At 51.2% G+C, this 23,066-nt stretch carries 19 protein-coding genes; 10 read left to right on the forward strand and 9 right to left on the reverse strand.

Annotated elements, in window-relative coordinates:
- Positions 1 to 40: 40 nt before the first annotated feature.
- A complete protein-coding gene (gene hemQ / locus Pan241w_RS13925; RefSeq protein WP_145216708.1) occupies positions 41 to 883 on the reverse strand; it encodes a hydrogen peroxide-dependent heme synthase in 843 nt (280 codons plus the stop codon).
- A 154-nt stretch (positions 884 to 1,037) separates the two neighbouring features.
- Positions 1,038 to 3,146 (reverse strand): alpha/beta hydrolase family protein, encoded by a 2,109-nt coding sequence (locus Pan241w_RS13930; RefSeq protein ID WP_145216711.1) that lies wholly within the window; start codon positions 3,144 to 3,146, stop codon positions 1,038 to 1,040.
- A gap of 332 nt (positions 3,147 to 3,478) precedes the next feature.
- On the opposite strand from Pan241w_RS13930, the gene Pan241w_RS13935 reads away from it, so the two are divergent.
- A complete protein-coding gene (locus Pan241w_RS13935; protein ID WP_145216714.1) occupies positions 3,479 to 5,344 on the forward strand; it encodes an AAA family ATPase in 1,866 nt (621 codons plus the stop codon).
- An 81-nt stretch (positions 5,345 to 5,425) separates the two neighbouring features.
- Here Pan241w_RS13935 and galE read toward each other — a convergent pair whose 3' ends face one another.
- The gene (gene galE / locus Pan241w_RS13940) at positions 5,426 to 6,427 is read right to left on the reverse strand and encodes a UDP-glucose 4-epimerase GalE (protein ID WP_145216717.1); all 1,002 of its coding nucleotides are present in this window, start codon (positions 6,425 to 6,427) and stop codon (positions 5,426 to 5,428) included.
- Positions 6,428 to 6,580: 153 nt separating this feature from the next.
- Here galE and Pan241w_RS13945 point away from each other — a divergent pair, with 153 nt between their 5' ends.
- Complete coding sequence (locus Pan241w_RS13945) at positions 6,581 to 8,011, forward strand: acyltransferase family protein (RefSeq protein WP_145216720.1); 1,431 nt, start codon at positions 6,581 to 6,583, stop codon at positions 8,009 to 8,011.
- 110 nt (positions 8,012 to 8,121) lie between these two features.
- Positions 8,122 to 8,487 carry a preQ(1) synthase gene (gene queF / locus Pan241w_RS13950; RefSeq protein WP_145216723.1) on the forward strand — a complete coding sequence of 122 codons (366 nt, stop codon included), beginning with the start codon at positions 8,122 to 8,124 and terminating at the stop codon, positions 8,485 to 8,487.
- Positions 8,488 to 8,493: 6 nt separating this feature from the next.
- Here the strand turns inward: queF and Pan241w_RS13955 are convergent, their stop codons facing one another.
- Entirely contained in the window at positions 8,494 to 9,357 is an 864-nt protein-coding gene (locus tag Pan241w_RS13955) for a GntR family transcriptional regulator (RefSeq protein ID WP_232107453.1), read from the reverse strand.
- Between the two features lie 190 nt (positions 9,358 to 9,547).
- On the opposite strand from Pan241w_RS13955, the gene Pan241w_RS13960 reads away from it, so the two are divergent.
- The 3 genes from Pan241w_RS13960 (at position 9,548) to Pan241w_RS13970 (ending at position 11,780) form a co-directional block, all read left to right on the forward strand.
- On the forward strand, positions 9,548 to 11,065 hold the full coding sequence (locus tag Pan241w_RS13960) for an SIR2 family protein (RefSeq protein ID WP_145216726.1): 1,518 nt from the start codon (positions 9,548 to 9,550) through the stop codon (positions 11,063 to 11,065).
- A gap of 93 nt (positions 11,066 to 11,158) precedes the next feature.
- The gene (locus tag Pan241w_RS13965) at positions 11,159 to 11,491 is read left to right on the forward strand and encodes a YbjQ family protein (RefSeq protein WP_145216729.1); all 333 of its coding nucleotides are present in this window, start codon (positions 11,159 to 11,161) and stop codon (positions 11,489 to 11,491) included.
- A gap of 1 nt (position 11,492) precedes the next feature.
- Positions 11,493 to 11,780 (forward strand): hypothetical protein, encoded by a 288-nt coding sequence (locus Pan241w_RS13970; protein ID WP_145216732.1) that lies wholly within the window; start codon positions 11,493 to 11,495, stop codon positions 11,778 to 11,780.
- A gap of 94 nt (positions 11,781 to 11,874) precedes the next feature.
- Here the strand turns inward: Pan241w_RS13970 and Pan241w_RS13975 are convergent, their stop codons facing one another.
- The 4 genes from Pan241w_RS13975 to Pan241w_RS13990 all read right to left on the reverse strand — a co-directional run bounded on the left by Pan241w_RS13975 (position 11,875) and on the right by Pan241w_RS13990 (position 17,928).
- Positions 11,875 to 13,335, reverse strand: a complete 1,461-nt coding sequence (locus Pan241w_RS13975; RefSeq protein WP_145216734.1) for a DUF1501 domain-containing protein — start codon at positions 13,333 to 13,335, stop codon at positions 11,875 to 11,877.
- A gap of 25 nt (positions 13,336 to 13,360) precedes the next feature.
- A complete protein-coding gene (locus Pan241w_RS13980; protein WP_145216736.1) occupies positions 13,361 to 16,522 on the reverse strand; it encodes a DUF1553 domain-containing protein in 3,162 nt (1,053 codons plus the stop codon).
- 157 nt (positions 16,523 to 16,679) lie between these two features.
- Positions 16,680 to 17,474: a hypothetical protein gene (locus Pan241w_RS13985; RefSeq protein ID WP_145216738.1), complete on the reverse strand. Its 795-nt coding sequence runs from the start codon at positions 17,472 to 17,474 to the stop codon at positions 16,680 to 16,682.
- Complete coding sequence (locus Pan241w_RS13990; protein WP_145216740.1) at positions 17,461 to 17,928, reverse strand: hypothetical protein; 468 nt, start codon at positions 17,926 to 17,928, stop codon at positions 17,461 to 17,463. Before Pan241w_RS13990 ends, Pan241w_RS13985 begins: the two co-directional genes overlap by 14 nt.
- A gap of 539 nt (positions 17,929 to 18,467) precedes the next feature.
- Between Pan241w_RS13990 and Pan241w_RS13995 the strand changes: the two genes are divergently transcribed.
- The 4 genes from Pan241w_RS13995 to Pan241w_RS14010 all read left to right on the forward strand — a co-directional run bounded on the left by Pan241w_RS13995 (position 18,468) and on the right by Pan241w_RS14010 (position 21,661).
- Positions 18,468 to 18,977, forward strand: coding sequence for a hypothetical protein (locus tag Pan241w_RS13995; protein WP_145216742.1), 510 nt, complete (start codon positions 18,468 to 18,470; stop codon positions 18,975 to 18,977).
- Between the two features lie 103 nt (positions 18,978 to 19,080).
- Positions 19,081 to 19,743, forward strand: coding sequence for a hypothetical protein (locus tag Pan241w_RS14000; RefSeq protein ID WP_145216744.1), 663 nt, complete (start codon positions 19,081 to 19,083; stop codon positions 19,741 to 19,743).
- 444 nt (positions 19,744 to 20,187) lie between these two features.
- Positions 20,188 to 20,706 carry a DUF3592 domain-containing protein gene (locus Pan241w_RS14005; RefSeq protein ID WP_198000521.1) on the forward strand — a complete coding sequence of 173 codons (519 nt, stop codon included), beginning with the start codon at positions 20,188 to 20,190 and terminating at the stop codon, positions 20,704 to 20,706.
- A 97-nt stretch (positions 20,707 to 20,803) separates the two neighbouring features.
- Positions 20,804 to 21,661 carry an SGNH/GDSL hydrolase family protein gene (locus Pan241w_RS14010; RefSeq protein WP_145216748.1) on the forward strand — a complete coding sequence of 286 codons (858 nt, stop codon included), beginning with the start codon at positions 20,804 to 20,806 and terminating at the stop codon, positions 21,659 to 21,661.
- A 22-nt stretch (positions 21,662 to 21,683) separates the two neighbouring features.
- On the opposite strand, the gene Pan241w_RS14015 is transcribed toward Pan241w_RS14010, so the two are convergent.
- Complete coding sequence (locus tag Pan241w_RS14015; RefSeq protein WP_145216750.1) at positions 21,684 to 22,814, reverse strand: zinc-dependent alcohol dehydrogenase family protein; 1,131 nt, start codon at positions 22,812 to 22,814, stop codon at positions 21,684 to 21,686.
- Positions 22,815 to 23,066 lie beyond the last annotated feature (252 nt).

Genomic DNA, 23,066 nt, shown 5'->3' on the forward strand with positions numbered 1-23,066 from the left:
TTAATAAATTGAATGAGCTAAAATCGCCTGTCTCGAACAATCAGAGTTTGAGATGGGCGATTGCTTCTTGTGGCGACATGATATAGCTCAGATAAAACGGTCCGAACTCGGCATACTTGGCTGATGCTTTATCAAATCGCATGGTGTAAACGATCTCTTTGATCGGCTCTGGTGCCCTGCCCCATAATGTGACGCCCCATTCCCAGTCATCAAAGCCTGTTGAGGCAGTGATCACTTGGACGACGCGACCGGCGAACTTCATGCCGCTCAAGCCATGCTCGGCCATCATGCTGTAACGGTTGCTGAACTGCTCCATGTACCAGTTCGCACCCGGGACGCGTGATTTATTCATCGGATAGAACGTACAGACGGGAAAATCCGGGAACTCCGGGTAGATCCGCTGTTGATTCATCGCCGGCAAGCGGCCTTCATAGGCTTTGAGCTTGGCTTGGAAGGCGGGGCTTTCCGGATCGGTGCCTTCCTGCTTCAATTTGGCGGCATACTGTTCCAGAGTGGGCACGTATTCAGAAATTTCGGTGATCGAAACAAACGAATAAGTGGGAATCAGCGCTGGCCCCAGGCCGCAAGAGCGGATGGCCTGTTGAATGCTGTCAATCTTGATCGGATCGGTGTCCATGATCAGCACTTGCAGGTCGGCTTTATGGCCGGAGACGATGGACGTCTGGATGCGAATGGGGGCGTCTTCATGATCGGGATCAAGAAGTGCAGCTAGTTCTTCGCGGCCCGCAGCACGGGTGCTTTGGTCGATTTGATTCAGTACGCCTTGATCAACGCGGTAGTACAAGTGCAGGCAGTGCCAGCCTTCGGTCATATTGGTAGTGGGATCAGGTTGTGGCGCAGAAGTATGTGGAGGACGGTTCACGTCGGGTCACCTTGTTCAATAATAAAGGAAAGTCGTTTATCGCAGACGGCCCCGACAGACTGACTGGGGGACCGACTTTGATTATAGCTGAACCAGAGGAATGAGCAAACGCAGGAGCAGGAGCCGATGCCGTCTCGTTCTCGAATTCTCCAGATTACTTCCTGATCTGCAGCTGTTTTTCGTCCCAGCCCATTTTCTTGCTGACTTGAGATGAATAAGCCCAGTCTTTGGGATTCACTTTGTGGAGTATGACTCTGCTACGACTGGCAGCCATGGCGAGTGCCTGAGGCAAATCCAGAAAACGCAGAACATTCAGTAGCGCGGGGCCGTTGTGATGCGAGGCGGGCATGCCGGTCAGGTCGAGTTCGCTGATGTTCTTTTCGAACAGAGAAGCATACAAACAGAGTGCGGCGGCTTCCCCCGTCCCCACTAGTCGCATTTCCGATTTCGAGAATTCCGGTTGGGCCTGCAATTCCTGAATTGCACGGCGGACATCCCAGATCTGCATCCCCTCCAGAGATTGACCGAGCAGATAAAAACGTCGGCGGATTTGGGTCTGCTTGCGTTCTTCGGGATTCCAAGCATCAAGACCAATGCCACGAGGTGTGAAGTAAGCAATGGCTGTCTGGTTTTCCAGTACGTTTTTACGGAGTTCCTGGAACAGTTTCTCGCCTTGGGGAGAAAGCGGCGTTGCAGAATCCATTCCGGGAAATACAGGAGCGAGTTCATTGAGATAAGTATCCCATTCTGATTGATTCAAAACGGTCAACGTCACCGGTTGAGGTGTCTTTGATTTTTTGGACATCACGACAAACAGTTTCAAGGGAACATGTTTCTGACTGTCAAACGAAATCGTTTGCAGCGTGAGACCGTCTCTGGTTGCCGATTCTACTTTTGTTTTGGTATTTGAATCATTCTTCTTCAGCCAGCCGCGGAAGGACTTCTTCTGTAACTGAGTTTTCCACTGTTCCTGCATCTGATGCCACTGGGCGGAATCTTCGGGGACTTTGGCTTTCGCCTGTTTGACAAAGGTTTCCTGGATTTTGGCGTTTTTCTGGTCTTCGGGAAGCGTTTTGAAGACTTTGAGTTCTTCCGGCGTGTGGAATTTCGTTGCCGCCATTTCGATCAATGAATCATCGCCTTTGAGGAAATGATTGAACCAATGGAAGGCGTGAATTCGCAGTTCCTGCGTGTCTTTGTGGGGGCCTTCTGTGATCTGCAGACCCAGATTTTCCGGCACGCCATACAGCTCATAGATCTTCATGGTATTGTTATAGACATCGACCACCCCATCCAGCGGGAAGATGCTGTCTTTGTCGGTATTGGAAATCAACAGCGGCCGCGGTGCCACGAGTGCGGCAACCTGTGCGTAATCCCATTGGTAGGTGTTGACCATAAACATACAGTCGCAGTGCCCTTCCACAGCCCCGTCGATCACGTAGTTTTTGAGATTGGTAATGCCGGCGACCGGAACGGCGGCTTTGATGCGCTCATCGAGGGCAGCGATCCACCAGCTGTACGCGCCTCCCCCGGAGCGGCCGGTGACGCCCAGTTTTTCGCCGTCCACTTCAGGACGCGACTGCAGATAGTCCAACGCGCGGATGCAGTTCCAGGCTTCCACGCCGGCGGGAGTATAACCTCGTGATAGCCACCACCACATCCCTTCGCGATAGGTGCCGTGATGCAGGCCTTCGATTTCACCCAGTTGCAGTGTGTCAATTGTCAGACAGACATAACCATTGCGCGCGAACCATTCGCCATGATGCTGGTAATGCACCTTGTTGCCGTAGATGATGCCGTTTTTCTTGACGCCCCCGTGGCCGCAGACATACAGAATTGCAGGAATTTTTCCTTCCTGTTTGATCGGGCGATACAGGTTCCCCGTCACATACAGGCCGGGACGCGACTGAAACGTGATGTTTTCGACTATAAAACCATCGCTGGTGATGCTGTTGGTGATGACCGGTTTCAGGTCGGTTTTGTGAGGCAGCGGCGACAGGCCGAGCATTTCGAAGAGCTGTTTCCGATATTGAACGCGTTTCTTTTCCCACGTCTTGAGATCTTTCACGTTCTTCAGGCTGCGGTTGGCCAGTCGCGTGGCGTGGTCGCGGAAATAGTCGGTCAGATGCTGGTCTGCTGCGGTCGTGCCGATGACCTTGCGGCGTTCCAGAACAGGATTTGCTGCTTGAGAGCCGCCTGTTTGAATCAAGAGTCCTATCAACGTGAGAGCGAGAAATAATAATTGGTGGGGTTTCTGAGTCATCGTAAATCCTGTTGTGTTCGGCCCTGTTGGATTTGGTGGTGGGGTACAGAGGAGAGTGTTTCATTAACAATGCTAATTATTGTACCAGGGCCCGAGACCGTTGTCAGCAATCAGGACACATTTCTCTCAATTCACAGTTCATCGGTAAGCAGCGAATCGCAGAAAGAAGAGGAGAATATTGCTTTTCTGAAGATTTCAAGGCGGCTGGGCGAACCCCGGTAGTGTGAAGTTCGTCAATCAGGGAACTCGTATCTTTTTCAGCGGTCTGGTTTTCTGCGCTGAAAAAGTTTCATCATCAATTCATCAGGAAACCGGAACCGAGGAGAACTTTGATGTCAAAACAGACAAAAAATCTGCAGACCGTTCTCAAGCAATGGCGGGAACGGGATCTGACCAAAGAAGCCATGACAGGAACACTTTCCCCTGTCTTCCTGATGGATGATCTGGTCTCTGATGTGAGTGATGTGTTGAACGCTGGCCGCTTTCCCATTCTGTATGGCGGATCGGGTGTCGGGAAATCGGCTGTGTATCAGAAACTGGTAGCACAGTCCGTTGCCGGCGAAGGACCGGAGTTATTGAAAGAAACACGCATTTTGAAACTTTCTTTTCGTCGGGCGCTGGCTAGTCTGAAAAAAGAAGATCAACTGCGGGGCGAATTTCAGAAACTGCTGGACCTGCTACTGGAGACAGAGGAAAGAATCGTTCCCTTTTTCGCAGATGCGGAAATCATGAATGATTATTATCTGCAACCATTACTGCAGGCATACGCTTATCAGACCGAGCGACCATTACTGGCCGAGGGAAATCGGAATAGTGTGGAAGCGATGTTTGAAAACTATCCCGAACTGGAGAGTCACTTTGTCGCACTCAAGGTGGAAGAACCGGATTTATCAACGGTGCGGACCATTGTTCATGAATGGTCGCAAAACCAGCTTCAAACAGAACGGGTTAAGATTACCAAATCGGCTCAGGATGAAGCACTGTTGTTGACACACCGCTTCCTTTCGCGACTGAACATGCCGCGAAAGGTTTTGGATCTGTTGAAACAGGTTCAGGTCGTGCACAGCAAAGAACGAAAAGTGAACGGCCAGGATGTGATCAACCGGTTTCATCAGGTGTATAAGGTAACGTTGTCTTTAATCGATCCGGATCAGAAACTGGATCTGGTGCAGGTGCGCGAACAGTTTGCGCAGGTTGTTTTAGGCCAGGATCAGGCGGTCGATGCCGTGGTACGGATGATTGGAACGATCAAAGCAGGATTGAGTGATATTCGCCGTCCGCTGGGGGCGTTCCTGTTTACCGGTCCGACTGGTGTGGGAAAAACGCACATCGCGCAGAAGCTGTCCGAGTATTTACTGGGGCGGCCTGAAAGTATGGTACGGCTGAATATGGCGGATTTTCAATCCGAAAGAGCCGCCGCGACACTGTTTGGTGATCCGGACGAGTATTCCCTCGCGAAACGGCAGGGACTGCTGACACAGCGTTTGCAGGGCCAGTCGTTTACGGTTCTGTTGCTGGATGAATTCGAGAAATGTGCCCCTTCGGTGCTGGATCGTTTCATGCAGTTGATTGATGAAGGGTGTTTTATCAACGGGACCGGCGAGTCGGTCTCCTGCCGTTCGACAGTGATCATTGCTACGACGAATGCGGGGGCCGAACTGTATCGGAAAAGTCTGATCGGATTTTCTGAAGGTGTGTCTTCCCGTCAGGAAATGGAACAGGCGGTTCACCGTCAGCTTGTCGAACATTTTCGGTTCGAGTTTTTGAATCGGTTCGATGAGATTGTCTATTTCCATGCGTTGAGTGCCAGAGATATTCGGCAAATTGCCGCCTGTGAACTGCGTCTGCTACAGGATCGGATTGGATTGAAACGTCACAAGCTGACCATTCAACCAGACCGGGTAGTTCTGGACTGGTTGGCTCAAAAAGGGTACGACCCCTATTTCGGAGCGCGGTTCTTGCGACGAACGATTGAACGGTTTGTCACGCCGGTTATTGCGGATGTGATTAATTCGCAGTCTCTGGAAAAAGGGACTACGTTGATGCTTTCATTCGAACAGCAACGTATTGTCATACGGTTTGAACAAAAACAGACGGGAGACACCACTGAGCAGAAGGCGTTTGTGTTTGCGGGGACTCCTGTCATGGCGACGAGTTTGTCGAACCGGAAAAAAGAACGGACGGCAACTGCTGTCTGAAGCTGCTGATCGCGGCAGGTTACGCTGATGTGTGACCTGTCGTTTTTTATTCCGCGCGGCACGTCTCCTGACATGCATTCGTCAGTCTGTTGTTTCGGTTTGATATCCCTCTGGATGATCTCGGAACCAGTTCCAGGCGGTCTGTATGATCGATTCCAGAGTCGTGTACTGTGGAGACCAGCCAAGTTCTCGACTGATTTTTTCGTTCGCAGCTGATAATACCGGCGGATCACCGGGACGACGGGGTTGATAGTCGATCGGAATTTCACAGCCGGTCACCTGCTCTGCGGTTTTGATCACTTCGAGCACCGAATAACCGTGGCCGAGACCGATGTTGTAAAACTTCTGTGATTCAGTCGTGAGTGTATCGAGCGCCAGCAGATGCGCGGCGCAGATATCGTCGACGTGAATATAATCGCGAATGCAGGTGCCGTCGGCGGTGGGATAATCATTGCCCAGGACGGTGATCTGGGATTGTTTCCCGAGTGCGGTATTCAGGCTGTTGGGAATCAGATGGGTTTCGGGACGGTGATCTTCACCCAACGAGCCGTCTTCTCTGCAGCCGGCGACATTAAAATAACGCAGGCCGATGAAACCGAAGTTAGGATAACTGTGGGCACAGTCTTTGAGAATCTGTTCAATGAACAGCTTTGACCAGCCATACGGATTGATGGGGCTCTGAGGACTCTCTTCGGTGACCGGAATCTGCGCAGGGATTCCATATGTCGCGCAGGACGAACTGAACACGATCTGACTGACGCGGGACTGTCGCATGGCGCGTAACAGGGAAATCGTGCCGGCCGTGTTGTTGGAGTAGTACGGCAGTGGTTCGGCCACCGATTCACCAACATACGCCAGCGCTGCAAAGTGGATCACTTTTTCGATCCGCTGGGATTTCATGATATCGGTCAACGCTTCCGTATCGAGCAGATCGAGTTGAAAAAAGGATGCCTGTGGCGGGACGGCACAGCGATGGCCGCGGGAGAGATTGTCGATCACACAGACCTTGTGGCCAGCGTCGATTAGCTGCCGCACGCAATGGGAGCCGATGTACCCTGCTCCGCCCGTCACCAGAATTGTCATGAACACATTCCCGAAAAAAATATAGATAAATCGACTTTGATTGATGTTTTACTCTGAAACGCAAACAGGGTACCATAACAGCAGGCTTATCGTGCCCGCAACAGGCATGTTTCTTTTGATACCTTAGCTTTTCTTTCATCATCGGTAAATCAGATGTCGCAAAATACTCCCGACTCAGGCTCGCAAAAACCGGAAACGATCCCGTTGCAGAAGATTCCTGAAAAACCGATCACGCCTCCCCTGGAAACGGCTGAAAAGCAGAAGAAGCCGAATCCGAACCAGCGCCTGGTTTCACTGGACGCCTATCGAGGATTTGTAATGCTGGCGATGGCGTCCGGCGGTCTGGCGATTGCCAGTGCGATGCGCAATTCACCGGAAATTCTCGATCAATATAACGGCACGCAGTGGGAATCGTCGTGGAAGTACCTCTGGCAGACACTCTCGTATCAACTGAGCCATGTGGAATGGACGGGGACCGCGTTCTGGGATCTGATCCAACCGTCGTTCATGTTCATGGTTGGCGTGTCGATGCCCTTCTCTGTCCGGAAGCGAAAACAGAAGGGAGATTCCACACTCCGCATCTGGGGGCACGCGATCTTTCGCGCCGTGCTGCTGGTGGCGCTGGGCGTCTTTTTGTCGTCCCAATACAGCCCGCAGACCAACTTTACCTTTGCGAATGTGTTGTGCCAGATTGGCCTGGGGTATCTAGTGGTTTTCTTTTATGTGAATCGTTCGTTTGTAACGCAATTGATCGGCGTGATCACGATTCTGGGAGGCTACTGGTTCTTTTTCTATCAGTATATGCCCGTGGAAGACGAGCTGGCGGCGGTCAAAGCCTATCTCACGGATGTCAAACACAAAGACGCAGCCGAGTGGTCGCAGTTTGAAGGGATTGGCAGTGCCTGGAATAAGCACACCAACGCAGCGGCAGCCGTCGACCGTCAGTTCCTGAATCAGTTCCCCCGTTATGAAGAACAGTTTCAGGATCAGAAATTCTGGGTGAATAACGGCGGCTATCAGACGCTGAACTTTATTCCGTCGATCGCCACAATGCTGTTCGGTCTGATGGCGGGGCAACTCCTGATCTCGAATCGCATCGAGAAAATGAAAGTCAAATGGTTGCTGCAGGCCGGACTCATCTGCTTTGTGATATCCATGCTGCTCGATACCTCGATCTGGCCTGTGAATATCGAACAGTGGGAATGGCATCTGGTGCCTATTGTGAAACGGATCTGGTCCCCCGGCTGGGCCATCTTCAGCGCGGGCTGGGCATTCTGGTTTCTGGCGGTCTTTTACTGGATTATTGACGTCAAAGGCTACAAGAAATGGGCCTTCCCGTTTGTTGTGGTCGGCATGAATTCGATCGCCATGTACTGTATGGCCCAGTTGATTCGACCCTGGGTTCAGAAATCGCTTAAGATTCATCTGACAACCCTCGATCAGGCGACCGGCTGGTCGGTGGCGGGTTCCCTGTTCAGCACTGATTGCCCCTACGCTCCGATTGCGATTTCCGCGACCGTCTTGTTTGTGCTGTGGCTGATCTGTCTCTGGATGTATCTGCAGCGAATCTTTATCAAGATTTGACCTGTTTTGAGGCAATTTGTCGTGCTGGTGCTTGAACGGGCCGCGGAATCCTTATAGAACACGGTCACAAATTTGTCACGCACCGCTAATTGAAACAGAAACATACGACCATGAGTGAAACTGAATCTCCCCGCGACCTGCTGGAAACGTTTGAGAACCCACACCCGAACCGTGATTACGTCATGGAAACGGTCTGCCCGGAGTTCACCTCTGTCTGTCCCAAGACGGGCCAGCCTGATTTCGGTACGTTGATCATCACCTATATTCCGGATGCGGTCTGTTTCGAACTCAAGTCGTTGAAAATGTATCTACAGAGCTACCGCAACGTCGGTGCGTTTTATGAAGACGTGACCAATCGCATTCTGGATGATCTGGTCGCCGTCACCGATCCTCGCTGGATCGAATTGCGAGCCGAGTTTACCCCACGCGGCGGCATCAGCAGCACGATTACCGTGACGCATCAGAAAGAAGAATAAACGACTTCAGCGTTTCAATTGTGACAGCACCGGGTGATTGCTGCGCAGATGCAGTTCGAGTTCTTTGCGGGCCAGCTTCCAGTCTTCATTCAGCAGCGCGGTCAGGATGCGCTGATGCTGCTGGATCTCCTGGATTGCGGCTTCTCGATCATTCGATTCCCAGAGGAACAGCAGGTCAAAATAACGGCCGTGCCGATCGAAGAAGCTGATGATGTAATAATTGTCCGATTGTTTGATCAGATACTCGTGCAGGCTGTTGTCGATTTGCAGCGGTTCTTCAGCGGTTTCCGGCACCCGATTGCCGGCCAGTATCTTTTCCAGGACCTGTTTGTCGAGACTCCCCTTCGCCAGATCGAGCGCTTTCAGTTCGAGCACCACGCGGACTTCGATAAAGGCGTCGAGGTCGTGCTGATTAAAGGACCGGAGTTTCCAGCCACGTCGCGGCACATGTTCCAGCACACCATCGCCGGCCAGCCGATTGAAAATGTTCCGCAGACTGGTGCGGCTGATGCCGTATTTTTTCGCGGAAGCCGCTTCCCGCAGAAACAGCGATTCCCCGTTCAGGCTCATCGCGAGCAGGTCGTCTGTGATCCGTTTGAAATGATCTTCGGGTGGTGCGGGTTGATGAGACTGAGCCGCGGTCTGAGCGTCGCCAATCTTGTCCTGATTAACGTACAACCGTCGGTTCTTTTCGCGGTAGAGATACCCCTCTTCGATCAGCTCATTGATGGCATGATAAATGGGGGTGACACTCACCTGGTAATGATCCGAGAGCGCAGCCAGCGTCAACGATTCCGGCGGCAACTCGGCGCGTGACAGCCGGGATATCAGATCGGCTTTGATGTAATTCGTGAGTGTCAAAATCTGCATCGGCGTCCCTCAGAGTGCGTTAGGTCTCTGAGAATATATATGATATTGGCGACAATGTAAATAATATGATCTGAGTATTGGAATATGATTGAATAAAAAGCATGCATTTTGTACTCTGAAATAACTACGTGTTCATAAGGGCATTTGTGGTTTGAGGTGCATTCCATAGCAGAGAAAGTACGAGCTTACAATGTTCATAGAAGAAATATTAGACGGCATAGAGCATGAGAGTATAAATAGAAATATTGCTTTTGAAACTTTTATGCTGAATCTATTAGAGCATCACTTAGAACGGCAAAATAAACCTTTTTTAAGAGGCTCTTATGTTCACGATGGGTATGATGCATTAGCACCAGATGGATTTGATAAACTGAGAGAGACAACATATATCGAGTTCAAGTATGATCTGAAAAATATTCCATCTTCATATTGGAAGAGATATTTTAGCCGACTTTGTTACTCATTATCTCCTAGTGACAAGGAACGATCCAACCTACTTATTATTTCAGCGAAGCAGGCGACCCCAAGAATAAAAGATCGAATATGTGCAGCCTATGAGTCATTTGAAGGTCGGCTCAATCTATTTTTGTGGGGACCGACCCAAATAGAAAAAATTGCCAAAAAGTATAAGACAAAAATAAATGAGATTGCTGATAATCTTTTTTCTTTAAGATTAGCATCTGCGGTAAGCGAAACAAAAGATGATTGGAAATCCGATCGAGAGGTTCTAATTGAAGACTTAAGAAATTGTTATTTGAAAGGCCAATTTTCACTATTCTTAGGTGCAGGCGTTTCTAGTAGCGCTGGAATGCCTGATTGGAATACCTTATTAAACTCACTTTTTGTAACCTATTTAACCCAAGAGTTTAGAAGTGATATAAAGATTTCTGTAGATGATATAAAACAGCTAGTGCTGCGGCTAAAAGAAGTAGATGAACCTTCTACTTTGATGGCAGCAAGATATTTACGCCGAGGTTTGTCTCAAAAGAAAGAAGGAGCTAAAGAATTTGTAAGTGAGATTACTAGAAATCTCTATGAATTGAGAGATGAAAGTTATGATATCGATTCTAGGTTACTTATGTCACTTGCATCAATGTGTATTCCGCGTAGAACTGGAGCAAAAGTTTCGTGTGTAGTGACATACAACTTTGATGATTTATTTGAGAAACAACTAGATAGTAAGTCAATCAATTATAGATGTATTTATACTGATAGCGAATCAGATAACCCGGATGAATTACCTGTTTATCATGTTCATGGTTTTTTACCTGAATATAATGGTGCTTATGATGATTTAGAAAAATCGACTCTTGTCTTTGCAGAAGAAGGTTATCATCAAATTTATACTGATTCGTATCATTGGTCTAACTTGGTTCAATTAAATAGACTTCGTGAAAATACTTGCTTGATGGTTGGCCTATCGATGACTGACCCAAATTTACGTCGTTTATTAGATATCGCCGCTAAAAATAATGACCGAACTAAGCATTTTGTTTTCTTGAAGCGACTAAAAAAGGAAACATTCTGTTTTGAAAACAAAGATGGAAAAAAACATGAATTAATTAAGAATCAAGAGGGAGCTGAAAAATTTCTAAAAGGCCATCATGTTCTAAATGAAGAGCTAATGAAGGAACTTGGAGTCGCAGTAATTTGGTATGAAGAGTACGATGATATTCCTGAAATTCTTGAACGAATAATTAAAATATGAAGTAAGCACACTTCACAAGATCCAATTACTTTTTTGGTATCAATTTTTAGAACCTTTAAGTACATATCTATTGATTTGGAAAAAAGAACCCCCATGAGCATGCCGGTCACGACCACATTTACAATTGAGGGCTACCAGATCAAAGAGTACAAGGGAGTGGTTCGCGGGATCATTGTGCGGTCGCCGACGATCGCGCAGGGATTTTTGGGTGGCTTGAAAAATATTGTGGGAGGTCGGATTGGTGCCTACACCCAGATGTGCGAGCAGGCGCGGCAGCAGGCCTATGATTTACTCCTGGAGCACGCCCGGGAACTGGGGGCGAATGCGATTGTGGGCCTGCGCTACGATGCCTCGGAAGTGGTCAGCAAAGGCTCAGCGACCGAAGTGCTCTGTTACGGGACCGCTGTTGTGATCGAGCCTGAGTGATATGTATAAACACCGGGATGCCAGCCAGCGGCTGACGATTGAGTTTTTTCAAATTGAAGCCGACTCGTATCAGAGGATTACACAAATCGTTGTGAATCAGTTTCAGCTGGCGCCTGTGGGGGAACTGGTGGTCGGCCCGGATGAACTGTTTCAGGAGTTCCGACTTCAGAGAAAAGTCGTTGGCTTGGAATGGGATATCTGGTCGGGCTACATCGTAGTCGCGAAAACGAAGTCCGCGGAAAAACTGGTGCGGAAAATCGCGTCATTTATCGAATTGCACCAATTATGAAAAAGACTTCGGTCCTACCCCCTTCTTATACTTTGGAACGTTGATTACCATTCACTGGTGGCAAGCCACCAGTGCCACCCCGGCGTCTTATCTTTCATGCGAGAATGTTCTCAATCACGGTCCCATGCACATCGGTCAGGCGGTAGTCACGGCCCTGATGTTTATAGATCAGGCGTTCGTGGTTGAGCCCCAGGCAATGCAGGAGTGTGGCATTCAAGTCGTGGACGTGGACCGGGTTTTCGGCGATGTTGTAACAGAAATCGTCGGTCGCGCCGTAGGAGAGACCGGGCTTGATTCCGCCACCGGCCAACCACATGGTGAAACAGCGGCCGTGATGGTCGCGGCCGTAATCGGTGCTGGTGAGCGTGCCCTGGCTGTAGATTGTACGTCCGAATTCCCCCCCCCAGACAATCAGGGTGTCGTCTAATAACCCGCGCTGTTTGAGGTCAGTGAGTAAGCCTGCGGTGGGTTGATCGATGTCGCCGCACTGCAGACGGAGGTCGCTGGGGAGATTGTAATGCTGGTCCCAGCCCCGGTGGTAGAGTTGAATGAACCGCACGCCCCGCTCTGCCATCCGCCGGGCTAACAGACAGTTGGCGGCATACGTCCCTGGCTTGCGGGAGGCTTCGCCGTACAGCTTGAAAGTCTGATCCGTCTCTTCGGAGAGGTCGGTTAGATCGGGGACCGAGGTCTGCATGCGATACGCCATTTCGTATTGTTTGATGCGGGTGCGAATTTCGGGATCGCGGTACGTTTCGAACTGCCGCTGGTTGAGTTGCGACAAACCATCCAGCATGTGGCGACGACTGGCGGCATCGACGCCCGGCGGATTCGAGAGATACAGCACGGGATCGCCACTCTTGCGGAAATTGACGCCCTGATGATTCGAAGGGAGAAAACCGGTGCCCCACAAGCGGGCGTATAAGGGATCGGCGGGACGAGAGGCACTGCCGTGCGAAATGAGCACGACGAATGCGGGCAGGTTCTGATTTTCGCTGCCTAAGCCGTAACTCGACCAGGCGCCGAAGCTGGGGCGGCCCGGTTGCTGGTGGCCGGTCTGCATCAGGGTGACGGCGGGATCATGATTAATGGCTTCGGTGTGCATCGATTTAATCACGCAGACGTCATCAATGACTTTCGAAAAGTGTGGTAGTGCATCGCTGACCCAGGTGCCGCTCTCGCCGTGCTGCTGAAAGCGGAATTGATTGGGGGCGGCGATTGGGAACGATTTCTGATTCGCCGTCATGCCGGTCAGTCGTTGGTCGCCGCGAACGGAATCGGGGAGCGGCGTCGTGTTCAAATCTTTGAGTCGCGGTTTATAGTCGAAAAGTTCCATCTGTGACGGGCCGCCATGCATGAAGAGATAGATCACCCGCTTGGCTTTGCCCGGAAAATGTGATGGATTTGTGGAAGCGTTGTCAGGCTTTGTTTCATTGGCGAAGAGCCGTGGGTTCAACAGCGAGCCTAGCGCAGCAGCACCGATGCCGGTCACGTTCTGGCGGAAGAACTGCCGGCGGGTGAATTCCTGTTGGAGTGCGGTCAGGTCAAGGTGCATGCGGATTCCTGTTGCTTGTCGTTGATTACTGTTTGGTGACGGTTTCGTCCATGTTGAGAATCGTGCTGGTGACAATGGTCCAGGCCGCCAGTTCGGCTGGGGAAACGGTTTTATCAAGGGGGGCATCGCCAACCTGGAGCAGTTTCTTGGCTGCTGCCGGATTGTTTTGAAACATATGTAATTGTTGAATTAGAATTTTGTTTAGGACGTTCTGTTCAAATTTGTCGGGCGTGCGGCTGGTGGCGGTTCGGAACGCGTACTGGATGCGTTCTGGTTCTGAGGAATAATTTTTCAACGTTCGTTCTGCGAGGACGCGGGCGGCTTCGAGGTAAGTGGGATCATTCATCAAGACCAGTGCCTGCAGCGGCGTGTTCGTCCGGGGGCGATTGACCGTGCAGGTTTCGCGAGTCGGGGCGTCGAAAGCCATCAGACCGGGGGGCGGACTCTGACGTTTCCAGAACGTATACAGACTGCGGCGGTACAGACCATCGCCGGTAGACTGCTGATAAGTGACGTTGCCGTCATAGGAGACCGCTTCCCAGAGACCGGCGGGTTGATACGGTTTGACGCTCGGCCCCCCCTGCTTTGAGACAAGCAGGCCGCTGATCTGGAGTGCGTTATCGCGGACGGTTTCCGCATCGAGACGGAAGCGGGGGCCGCGGGCCAGGAGCCGGTTTTCCGGATCGCGTTCGAATAATTCGTCAGTGCCGCGGGAAGATTGCTGATACGTCGCGGAGAGGACAATTTGTTTGATGAGGTGTTTTACATCCCAGCCGCTTTCCTGGAATTCGACGGCCAGCCAGTCGAGCAGTTCGGGATGGCTGGGCCATTCTCCCTGTGAGCCGAAATCGCCGACCGTTTTCACCAGACCAACGCCGAACATCTGCTGCCAGAGCCGGTTCACATAAACGCGGGCCGTCAGTGGATGTTGAGGGCTGACCAGCCAGCGGGCGAATCCGAGTCGGTTGGTGGGAAGATTATTTTTTAACTCAGGCAAGGCGGCGGGAACGCGGGCGATGACCTTTTCGCCATGCTTGTTGTAGACGCCACGCACAAGGACGAAGGTGTCGCGGAGCGTTTCATTTTCCTGCATGATCATCGAAGTGGGAATGTTTTTCTGGTGTGCAGAAAGTTTGCTGCGCATGGTTTGCAGGTCGCGTTCTGCAGTTCGAAAACGCTTCGGGGCAGCACTGTTCAGGAAATAGGTGCGGAGTGCCTGCTGCTGTTGTTTGGTCCGTTTTTCTGTAGGGACGGCAAGTGTGCTGCTCAGGAACTGAAAGTCGGCAAGTTGTCGGGCCTGGTCTGCTGAAAGTGGGCGCTGATAGATGCGTACGTCATCAATCGACCCTTTATAAAAGGCACTGGTGCTGCGGCGGCCTATGCGGAACGGTTCCTGCGTGCTGATGCTGCCGGTCAAGCTGTCGTAGAGAGCGGATGTTGCCTGCGGGGCGCCGTTCAGATAGATGCGAATGCCGGCGGCTGTGGAAGAGCCGTCGTAAGTGACAACCAGATGTTGCCAGCGACCGGTGCTGATTCTGTTGTCGGTGACGACCTGAATTGCGTTGCTGTTCCATTTGTGGATCAGGTGGACGGCGAGTTTGCCTTTGCGGAGCATGATATCGAAGCCGCGGAGTTGACTGCGATCGTCATTTTTAGAAAACAGACAGGTGGGGCCGCCGGACGCGGGGTTGATCCAGGCGGCGATCGTAAACGGCGTGTCGTGATCCAGCGCGAGGGGCACGCTGCTTTCGAGGAGCGCGGTACCGTCGAATTTCACGCCCTGCCCGATAAAGGCGGGGACCGGCTCGATTTGACCAACCGGTTTCAGCGTAGTGTTCTGTATCACATCATCAAGCGGGTAATACAGAATCAGCTGGTCGTCGGAGGGGGGCGTAAGATCTTTCAGGACCTCTTTTTCCCAGGCGATCTGTTGTTGTGCGAGCTCCTGTTCGCGTTGCTGGTGTTGCTGCTCCAGCGCTGCCACTTGATCTTTGAGCTGTTGTTCTTGTGCGAGATACTGTTCTGAGGGGATTTTCAGAAGCGGTTTCGCGTTGCCTGCGGTTCGGGTGTTGCCGGTTTCCGGTGTGTTATTGAAGAAGGCGAAGAGCTGATAGAACTCTTTCTGGGAAATGGGATCGTATTTGTGATCGTGACAGCGGGCGCAGCCCATCGTCAGGCCCATCCAGACGGTGGATGTGGTGTCGAGACGATCGACGACGTACTCAACGCGGTATTCTTCATCGATGATGCCGGTTTCCTGTGTGGTCATATGATTGCGATTGAAGCCGGTGGCGATGAGCTGGTCTTGTGTCGGGTTCGGGAGCAGATCTCCGGCCAGTTGTTCGATGGTGAATTGATCGAAGGGTTTGTTTTCATTGAAGGCGTTGATCACCCAGTCCCGCCAGCGCCACGTTTGCCATTCGTCGTCGGTGAAATAGCCGCTGGTGTCGGCGTAGCGGGCGGCGTCGAGCCAATAACGGGCACGGTGCTCGCCATAATGCGGAGATGCAAGCAGACGGTCGATCAGTTTTTCGTAGGCATTCGGTGAATCGTCGTTGAGAAAGAGATCTAACTCGGCGAGTGTTGGCGGCAGGCCGGTGAGATCGAGCGAAAGGCGCCGGCAGAGTGTGGCTTTGTCGGCACGGGGCGACGGTTTGAGGCCTTCCCGTTCCAGTCGGGCGAGGACAAAACGGTCGATGGGAGACTGGGGCCAACTTTGCTTTTTGACAGCAGGAAGCTCCGGCCGGCGTGGCGGGATGAAGGACCAGTGTTGCTGGTATTCGGCTCCCTGTTCGATCCAGCACTGGATGAGTGCGATTTCCTGTGGGGAAATTTCTTTCCCTGAATCGGCGGGGGGCATCTTGAGGTCGGCATCGGTGGTTAACAGCCGCTTGAGCAATTCACTATTCGCGGGTTGTTTGAGATTGATAATCGTATACCCGTCACGTGGCTGGCGGACATCGGTTGGATCATCCAAACGCAGGTCTGCTTCGCGGGTCGAGGAGTCGGGGCCGTGACAATGCAGGCACTTTTCCGAGAGGATCGGACGGATGTCGCGATTGAATTCGATGCGTTCCTGTTTCGCTTTTTCCTCAGCCGTTGTGGTCGAAATCGGGCAGTAAAGTATTCCGGTCAGACCGAAGACCAGTAGGAAAGGCGTAAACGGTTTCCAAAACAGTTGTGGCATGGACCCACTCTTGACGGGGAAGGAATACGAACGAGGATGCTAATATATAAAGTAACTTAAATATTAGCAGGCATGGGAGTGAATGTCACTTGTGGATTGGGAGAAAACAAGTTTTGGGGCCCAGGCAATCGTCGTCTTCGCTTCCCTTGTGTGGTTTTCAAAGATCAAACAGTGGTTTTGGATGTCCCGATAAATTGACGAGCCCGCTCCCGTCGTCATAGTCAAGGGCCAGACAATGGTGCCAGAATTCACGGTCGAAGTCGATGACGCTGGCTTCGCGGACCGTTCCCATTGAGATCAAGCGATGGATCAGTGATTGAGCCAGGCTCTGCTCGTCCGTGACGACAGACCGCCAGCGCTGTGCTGTCTGCTCAGTCGGATGCGTATTCAGCCAGTTGACGCAGGCGGTCTCCAGCCGCGATTGCCAGTCAGTTGTGACAGAGCGAACAGCGGAGATAGACACTAAATCGGCATAGCGCTCGGCGATCAGTTCTGGTGGCGTTACCTGACCCGGTTTAAAGAGGATGCCAATCTCAAGGTAGTCAGAATTCATCAGCGAAAGGTCAAGCTCCAGTGACTGGGCAACGAAAATGGCTCCCCGTTTGAGAGCCTCCATGTCGAACGGCTGGCACTCGAGACCGAGACAGCCATCGTAGTAGCTGAAGCCTGACGTATAACCGGCAAGTATTTCGGGACGTTCAGGTACGGGGATTTCTACATAGATCGTACGGTCCATGAGTTGATATTCGCCGCGGTAGATGATTTCCGGCGTACCCAATGATTTGAGACGGTCAATGTTTGCCAGAACCTGCTGCCGCCCGCGTTCGAAGTCAACTGTGACCGTGGAGATGTGCGATTCGAGCAGCGTCAAGACTTCCTGCACATCGAGCGAAGGAGAGTCTTCCGAAGGGAAAAAGAGTTCGGCTGTGAGTTGAAAGTCAGGATCTGGCATTCGCTTTGCCAATCAAGGAATAATTGGTGATGACGCCCACGGGGAGTTCGGTTTTTCCGTCGTGAATACGTGTTTTTTGTTTCAACTGATGAATGGCAAGCTGGAGCTGCTCCAGGTTGGATGCGATGATTCTTCCGCCGCCGGGTTGAATCAGAATGAGGTAACCGGGAGTGGACGGATTGGGTTTCCAGGAGCCGACTTCGAGCCAGAGTGCACAACCGGGATTCTGGGTTACCTGCAAAACATTGAGCGGATTATTGAGAGATTTCGTCAGGCGTGCGGCTGCGGATATGATTTCGGGGGAACTGGTTTTGGGGATTGCGACGGGCCATGGCCAGTTGGTGTACTTTGTGTGTTGGGGAGCTGACTCAATTTCGCTATTGATTTGAGAACGAGCAGAAAAGGGGATGGTCAGGAAGAACAAAATAAAACTGCAGCAAATAAAACGGTTCATAAGTCCGACCTCCGATTGTTTGGTTAATGCAGGATAGAATTTATCCTATTTGATTTACTATGCTGAGTGCTAGATTATTCTTGTGACTTTGAGATTTTCTGTATGGCTGATAGAAACCGGGTGGCACCGAATGAAATTCGGTGTTGTCATTGACAACAGGAGGTTTGGATGATGCTTTCTGGTTTGTAACAACATGCGAAACTCTACTTTTACATCGGGAGTCAATTTTTGTAAGACCGAATTACTTGGATCGAGTCGTTATTCTGTCACCTCCTGCTCGCTGCGCTCGGCCCGAATTACATTTGGGCCTACCCTTTTTGCTTATTTTCGAAGGATTTTTCCCTGCTTCAGAACCATTGAACCTGTCATGGGTCTATGAGATAGGAGTATGAATCTGATGAGTCAAGATTATCGATACGACGCTGGTTCGCCGCCGCGATTATGGTACATTACAGCAGGAAGACGATATATAATTATGCTGCGCGGGAGTTGTATTCTGGAACTGTTGATGCTCGAAGAAGAGATCAGAAAGGCCAGACATGTGGGGACAGCGGATCAGAAACATTCTCAAAGGAGTGTTTGGCGGTGCCTTTGTGGGTCTGTTTTTAGGGGCTTATACAGCGAGTTTAACACTCGGCCATGTGATTCAGAAAGCTGATTTCGTCCATCCGACCCTGTTTGAAATAGCTGAGTTGCGTTATCGGTGGACCTTGATACTCAGTTATCTATTTGTTTTCTCGTTAATGGGACCGTTCATTGCTGCGGTTACATTTGGTCCCTGGCTGCGGCATGCCGTCTATGGCTTGCTGGGTTGTGTTGCGCTCGTTGTCGGTGTGGCACTACTGGGTTCTCTCATCTTTGGAGAGCAACCTTTTAATCATTTCAAGGGAGCAAGTCGAACCTGTATTGATGCGGCGCGACTCTATGGGGTTCCGGCATCGTTTGTGATTGGGCCGATCGTGGGGATACTGATTGGCAGGAATCGAAAGGCTGGATGTATAGAGGATTCGGGTGATCTGTCTGCGACAATTTCACATGATAATTCCTGAAGATCCTGTTTTGTCTCTCCATCTCAATCTGTTAAACTGATTTACACAGACTTGAATTCACTGGAAGTCGATTGATGGATGTCTGGCCGAGGCGAATTAAGATATGAGCGAAATCTTGTCAGAAAAGAGCTGTCGGGCTAAACCCTTGTATGTTGTTTTGCCATTTGTCGTTACGGTCTTCTGGATTGGCGTCAGTGTTCTCGCTATCAATTATTTCTATTCAAGAACTGGTCGTTTCACCAGCGGCTCCGTCCTGGCTGTTCTCCTTGTTGGTGTTGTCCTGATCTTGATCTCGGGGGCAGGTATCTGGCAGGGCCTGGCTTACTGGCGCCGGTTTCGACTAACTCTCTCACAAGAGGCGATCACCAAGGTTGTCGGTACTGAGACCAACATGATTTCCATGGATGAAATTTCTCACCTTAACTGGCGATCGATATCAGGTGAGATCATTATCAGTTCAGCGGCCGACAAAATAAGAATCAATCTGGATCATTTCAAGCGAAGAGATCAACGCGATATCATTGGATTTCTCCGCACTATGGTGCCCCTGGAGCAGCAGGAGAAATGGGAGCCGTTTTCAGCAGCTCATCGACACACCATTGATCCGCACGTCCCTCTGACAAGACGCGAACGGCTCGTAACAGCATTCTGGCTCATTGCGACAGTGTTGATAGGATATCAGTGGTGGATTGAATCAGCGTGGCCATACCTGATGATGGCATTGACAGGTGTCTGGCTGACGATCCGAAGCTATCGGGGGACTTAGGAACTAATTGCAGGAAATGCTTTGCTGAAAATCGAGCGGAGAAAACTGTTCTATGAATAATTCACAAGTGACACCGACAAAAAACAAATTGATTGTTTCTACGATATGCTTCTTGTTGTCAGGCATTTTTTCCAGCTATTTCTGGTGGTCTGGTGAAGGAATAATTTTTCTGTTGAATGCAATCGTCTGTCTAAATTGTGTGTTCGATGCGATCAGGAGAATCTCTCTGAAAGATTAGCCGTTTCACTCAGTTGAGAAAGACAAAGTTGAACTGGAAACCAATCGTGAATCCGATCGCCTGTGATACTCTTGCTGGATCAGCTCATTATATGGGCCTGAGTGAAGTCAAAAAATTGCTGTTCGTTTAACCTGTTCTAAATAAGGCGGTGGTGGATGTGGAATTGGGGTGATCGTTTAAGAGAGAAATCTCCTACAGAAGAGGAGATGTATCGTCCTCGAAACTTCTATCTGGGAATATTGATTAGTCCGATTGTAATTCTTGTAGGACTCTATTTTTTCACGTTTCATTTTCTGGCCGATCTCCAAAGTTTTTACAAATTCAAGGACTCGGCACCCACGCCCGTGAGCCGAGTTTTGCATGTTGAACTTGTCGTGGAGGAAGGTGGAGAAGATTCGACAGAAAAGGTTGTTGTGAAATACGAGTACAAATACAAAGGAAAAATCTATACTGGCGATCGTGCTTCCATTTATCGCGGCGGTGACAATTTTGGTTCTTTTCAGCGCGATCTGTATCAGAAAGTCAAATTGTTTCAACAAAACAAAGGTGGCCAACTAGCCTGTTATGTGAATCCGCAGAATCCTGCTGAGTCAGTGCTTGATAATTCGTTTCGCCTCAGTCGCTTTCTGGTGGTTCTGGTGTTCTCCTTAGTACCATTGGGAATGGGATTGTATATTTTTATCGGCGTCTTGATGAATAAGGCACGCTATTTTGAGTCGAAATGATTTTCAAATCGCTTTTACGCTCCAACAAAGTATATTCTTCACACAGGCTCTGATTTTCTTGAACAATTCACTTTAAAATGCCTGATGAGTATCTACCTTGAATCCGATTGTCTATCACATTGCCTCGGGGCAGGCTTTCTTTACGGGAGTTGCGTTAGTCATTCTCGCGGCCCTGTTGTCGCTGCGTGAGCAACGCATGCCGCGGCGGTTGATGGTGCTCTCATTTCTGCTGGGAGTGATCGCGGTTGCGGTCTCTTCGACTCCCCTGCCTTGGTGGTTGTATGGCATGGCGGGGCTGTTAACACTGGTCTGGCTGGTGCTGCTGTTTCGAAGACGAGGACATCGGAGCGCCGCGTTTCTACTGATTGCTGTCTGGCTGGTGGCGCTATTGCTGGAGGTTCCTTATCATCTGACGCCGGGAGTGAAGCCGGTCGCATCGCGCAGTCTGACGGTGATTGGGGATTCGGTGACCGCCGGTCTAGGAGACAAAGAGAGCGAAACGTGGCCACGAATTCTGGAGCGGCTACACGGCGTTTCTGTTCAGGACCTTTCGCATGTTGGGGACACGGTTGCCGCGGCCCGGAAGCAAGTGGCGGCGACGGAGATTGATTCCCCGCTGGTGCTACTGGAAATTGGCGGGAATGACATACTGGGTTCGACGACGACGGCGCAGTTTGAAGCGAATCTGGATGGACTGTTATCCGAACTGACATCGCCGGGCCGTCAGCTGGTGATGTTGGAACTGCCGCTGCCACCGTTTTATCATGAGTTTGGGCGCATTCAGCGTGAACTGGCGCGGAAACATGGCGTCAAACTGGTTCCGAAGCGGGTGTTTCTGTCAATCATCGCGGGTGGAGATGCGACGCTGGATAGTATTCATCTTTCACAGGCCGGCCATCAGAATATGGCGGAATTCGTCTGGCAAATTCTTGGCCCCGCTTATTCGTCTGAGTGATCTTGAAGACATTATCCCTGCATCATTTCCCAAACGTGACGACCTGCCGGACGGCGGCGCCGGTGGCGAGGGCGTCAAAGGCGGCGTTGATTTCGTCGAGTTGGATCGTGCGTGAGAGCAGTTGATCGACGGGGAGCAGACCGGCTTCGTACATGGCGATGAATCGAGGCAGGTCACGGCGGGGAACGGCTGAGCCCATGTAGGAGCCTTTGATGGTGCGTTCTTCGGCGACGAGACTGACGGCGGGGATCGAGAACATTTTGATTGGATGCGGCAGGCCGATGGTGATGGTGGTGCCGCCCCGTTTGGTGGCCGCGTACGCCTGTTGCAGGACCAGTTCGTTGCCTACACTTTCGAAGGCATAATCCACGCCGTTGGTGATGTCTTTGATCATGGTCACCGGGTCTTCTTCACCGGCGTTAATCAGATGTGTTGCTCCTGCCTGCACAGCGTGTTCGAGTTTATCGGGCAGGAGATCGACGGCGAAGATCGTTTCGGCGCCGGCAGCGCGGGCACCCATAATGGTACTTAAGCCGACACCACCCAGACCGAAGACGGCGACGCTGGAGCCGGGTTCCACTTTCGCGGTATTGACGACGGCCCCGACGCCGGTCATGACGGCGCAGCCAAACAGGGCCGCGGTGCTGAGAGGGAGTTGCGAATCGATCTTGATCAGCGATTCCTGGGCAACGACCGTGTGTTCTGAAAAGGCGGCGACGCCGAGGTGGTGGTTGATTTCCTGACCGGACAGACTGCTGAAGGGACGACGGCCGGAGAGCAACGTGCCGGCGATGTTGGCCTGGGCGCCGGGTTCACATAACGCCGGACGACCGGTGGCGCAGGGCAGACAGTGACCACAGAGGGGAACGAACGAGAAGACGACGTGGTCGTCGGGTTTTAAATCGTGTACCCCGGCGCCGACTTCGCGGACAATGCCGCTGGCTTCGTGGCCCATGACCATCGGCATCACGCGGGGACGGGAGCCGTCGATGGTCGAGAGGTCGGAGTGACACAAGCCAGCGCCCGCCATTTCAACAAGGACTTCCCCTGGCCCGGGATCGGCGAGGTTGACTTCTTCGACAACCAGCGGTTTTGACTCGGCATAGGGAGTCGGTTTTTCCATCTCATAGAGAACAGCGGCTCTGGTGAGCATAGTGGCATTCCTTTAACTGTGATCTGGTACCTGCTACTTCGGCACACCATCGTGACAGATTATGATCATGATGGCAAATCCAAAATGTGAGCTGTTGTCTGAAATGAGAAATGATGATTTCCAGAAGGATGATGGAAAAATATGATTAAGGAGCGATCGGGTAGCACCGAATGAAATTCGGTGTTGTCGCAAGACAACGGGAGGTTTCGGAACAATCGTTCTGCTTGAGTGGCAATATTCACTGCTCTTTTG

The organism is Gimesia alba (genome assembly GCF_007744675.1).
In the GTDB taxonomy this organism is placed as follows: Bacteria; Planctomycetota; Planctomycetia; order Planctomycetales; family Planctomycetaceae; genus Gimesia; species Gimesia alba.

Bases quoted from the DNA above. Each gene is read 5' to 3' on its own strand.
- Pan241w_RS13960 (WP_145216726.1), top strand. From the start codon at position 9,548: ATGTTCATAGAAGAAATATTAGACGGCATAGAGCATGAGAGTATAAAT.
- Pan241w_RS14005 (WP_198000521.1), top strand. From the start codon at position 20,188: ATGTATCGTCCTCGAAACTTCTATCTGGGAATATTGATTAGTCCGATT.
- Pan241w_RS13930 (WP_145216711.1), bottom strand. From the start codon at position 3,146: ATGACTCAGAAACCCCACCAATTATTATTTCTCGCTCTCACGTTGATA.
- Pan241w_RS14000 (WP_145216744.1), top strand. From the start codon at position 19,081: ATGAGCGAAATCTTGTCAGAAAAGAGCTGTCGGGCTAAACCCTTGTAT.
- Pan241w_RS13935 (WP_145216714.1), top strand. From the start codon at position 3,479: ATGTCAAAACAGACAAAAAATCTGCAGACCGTTCTCAAGCAATGGCGG.
- Pan241w_RS13995 (WP_145216742.1), top strand. From the start codon at position 18,468: ATGTGGGGACAGCGGATCAGAAACATTCTCAAAGGAGTGTTTGGCGGT.
- Pan241w_RS13965 (WP_145216729.1), top strand. From the start codon at position 11,159: ATGAGCATGCCGGTCACGACCACATTTACAATTGAGGGCTACCAGATC.
- Pan241w_RS14015 (WP_145216750.1), bottom strand. From the start codon at position 22,814: ATGCTCACCAGAGCCGCTGTTCTCTATGAGATGGAAAAACCGACTCCC.
- Pan241w_RS13985 (WP_145216738.1), bottom strand. From the start codon at position 17,474: ATGCCAGATCCTGACTTTCAACTCACAGCCGAACTCTTTTTCCCTTCG.
- galE (WP_145216717.1), bottom strand. From the start codon at position 6,427: ATGACAATTCTGGTGACGGGCGGAGCAGGGTACATCGGCTCCCATTGC.
- Pan241w_RS13955 (WP_232107453.1), bottom strand. From the start codon at position 9,357: ATGCAGATTTTGACACTCACGAATTACATCAAAGCCGATCTGATATCC.
- Pan241w_RS13980 (WP_145216736.1), bottom strand. From the start codon at position 16,522: ATGCCACAACTGTTTTGGAAACCGTTTACGCCTTTCCTACTGGTCTTC.
- Pan241w_RS13975 (WP_145216734.1), bottom strand. From the start codon at position 13,335: ATGCACCTTGACCTGACCGCACTCCAACAGGAATTCACCCGCCGGCAG.
- Pan241w_RS13945 (WP_145216720.1), top strand. From the start codon at position 6,581: ATGTCGCAAAATACTCCCGACTCAGGCTCGCAAAAACCGGAAACGATC.
- Pan241w_RS13990 (WP_145216740.1), bottom strand. From the start codon at position 17,928: ATGAACCGTTTTATTTGCTGCAGTTTTATTTTGTTCTTCCTGACCATC.
- queF (WP_145216723.1), top strand. From the start codon at position 8,122: ATGAGTGAAACTGAATCTCCCCGCGACCTGCTGGAAACGTTTGAGAAC.
- Pan241w_RS13970 (WP_145216732.1), top strand. From the start codon at position 11,493: ATGTATAAACACCGGGATGCCAGCCAGCGGCTGACGATTGAGTTTTTT.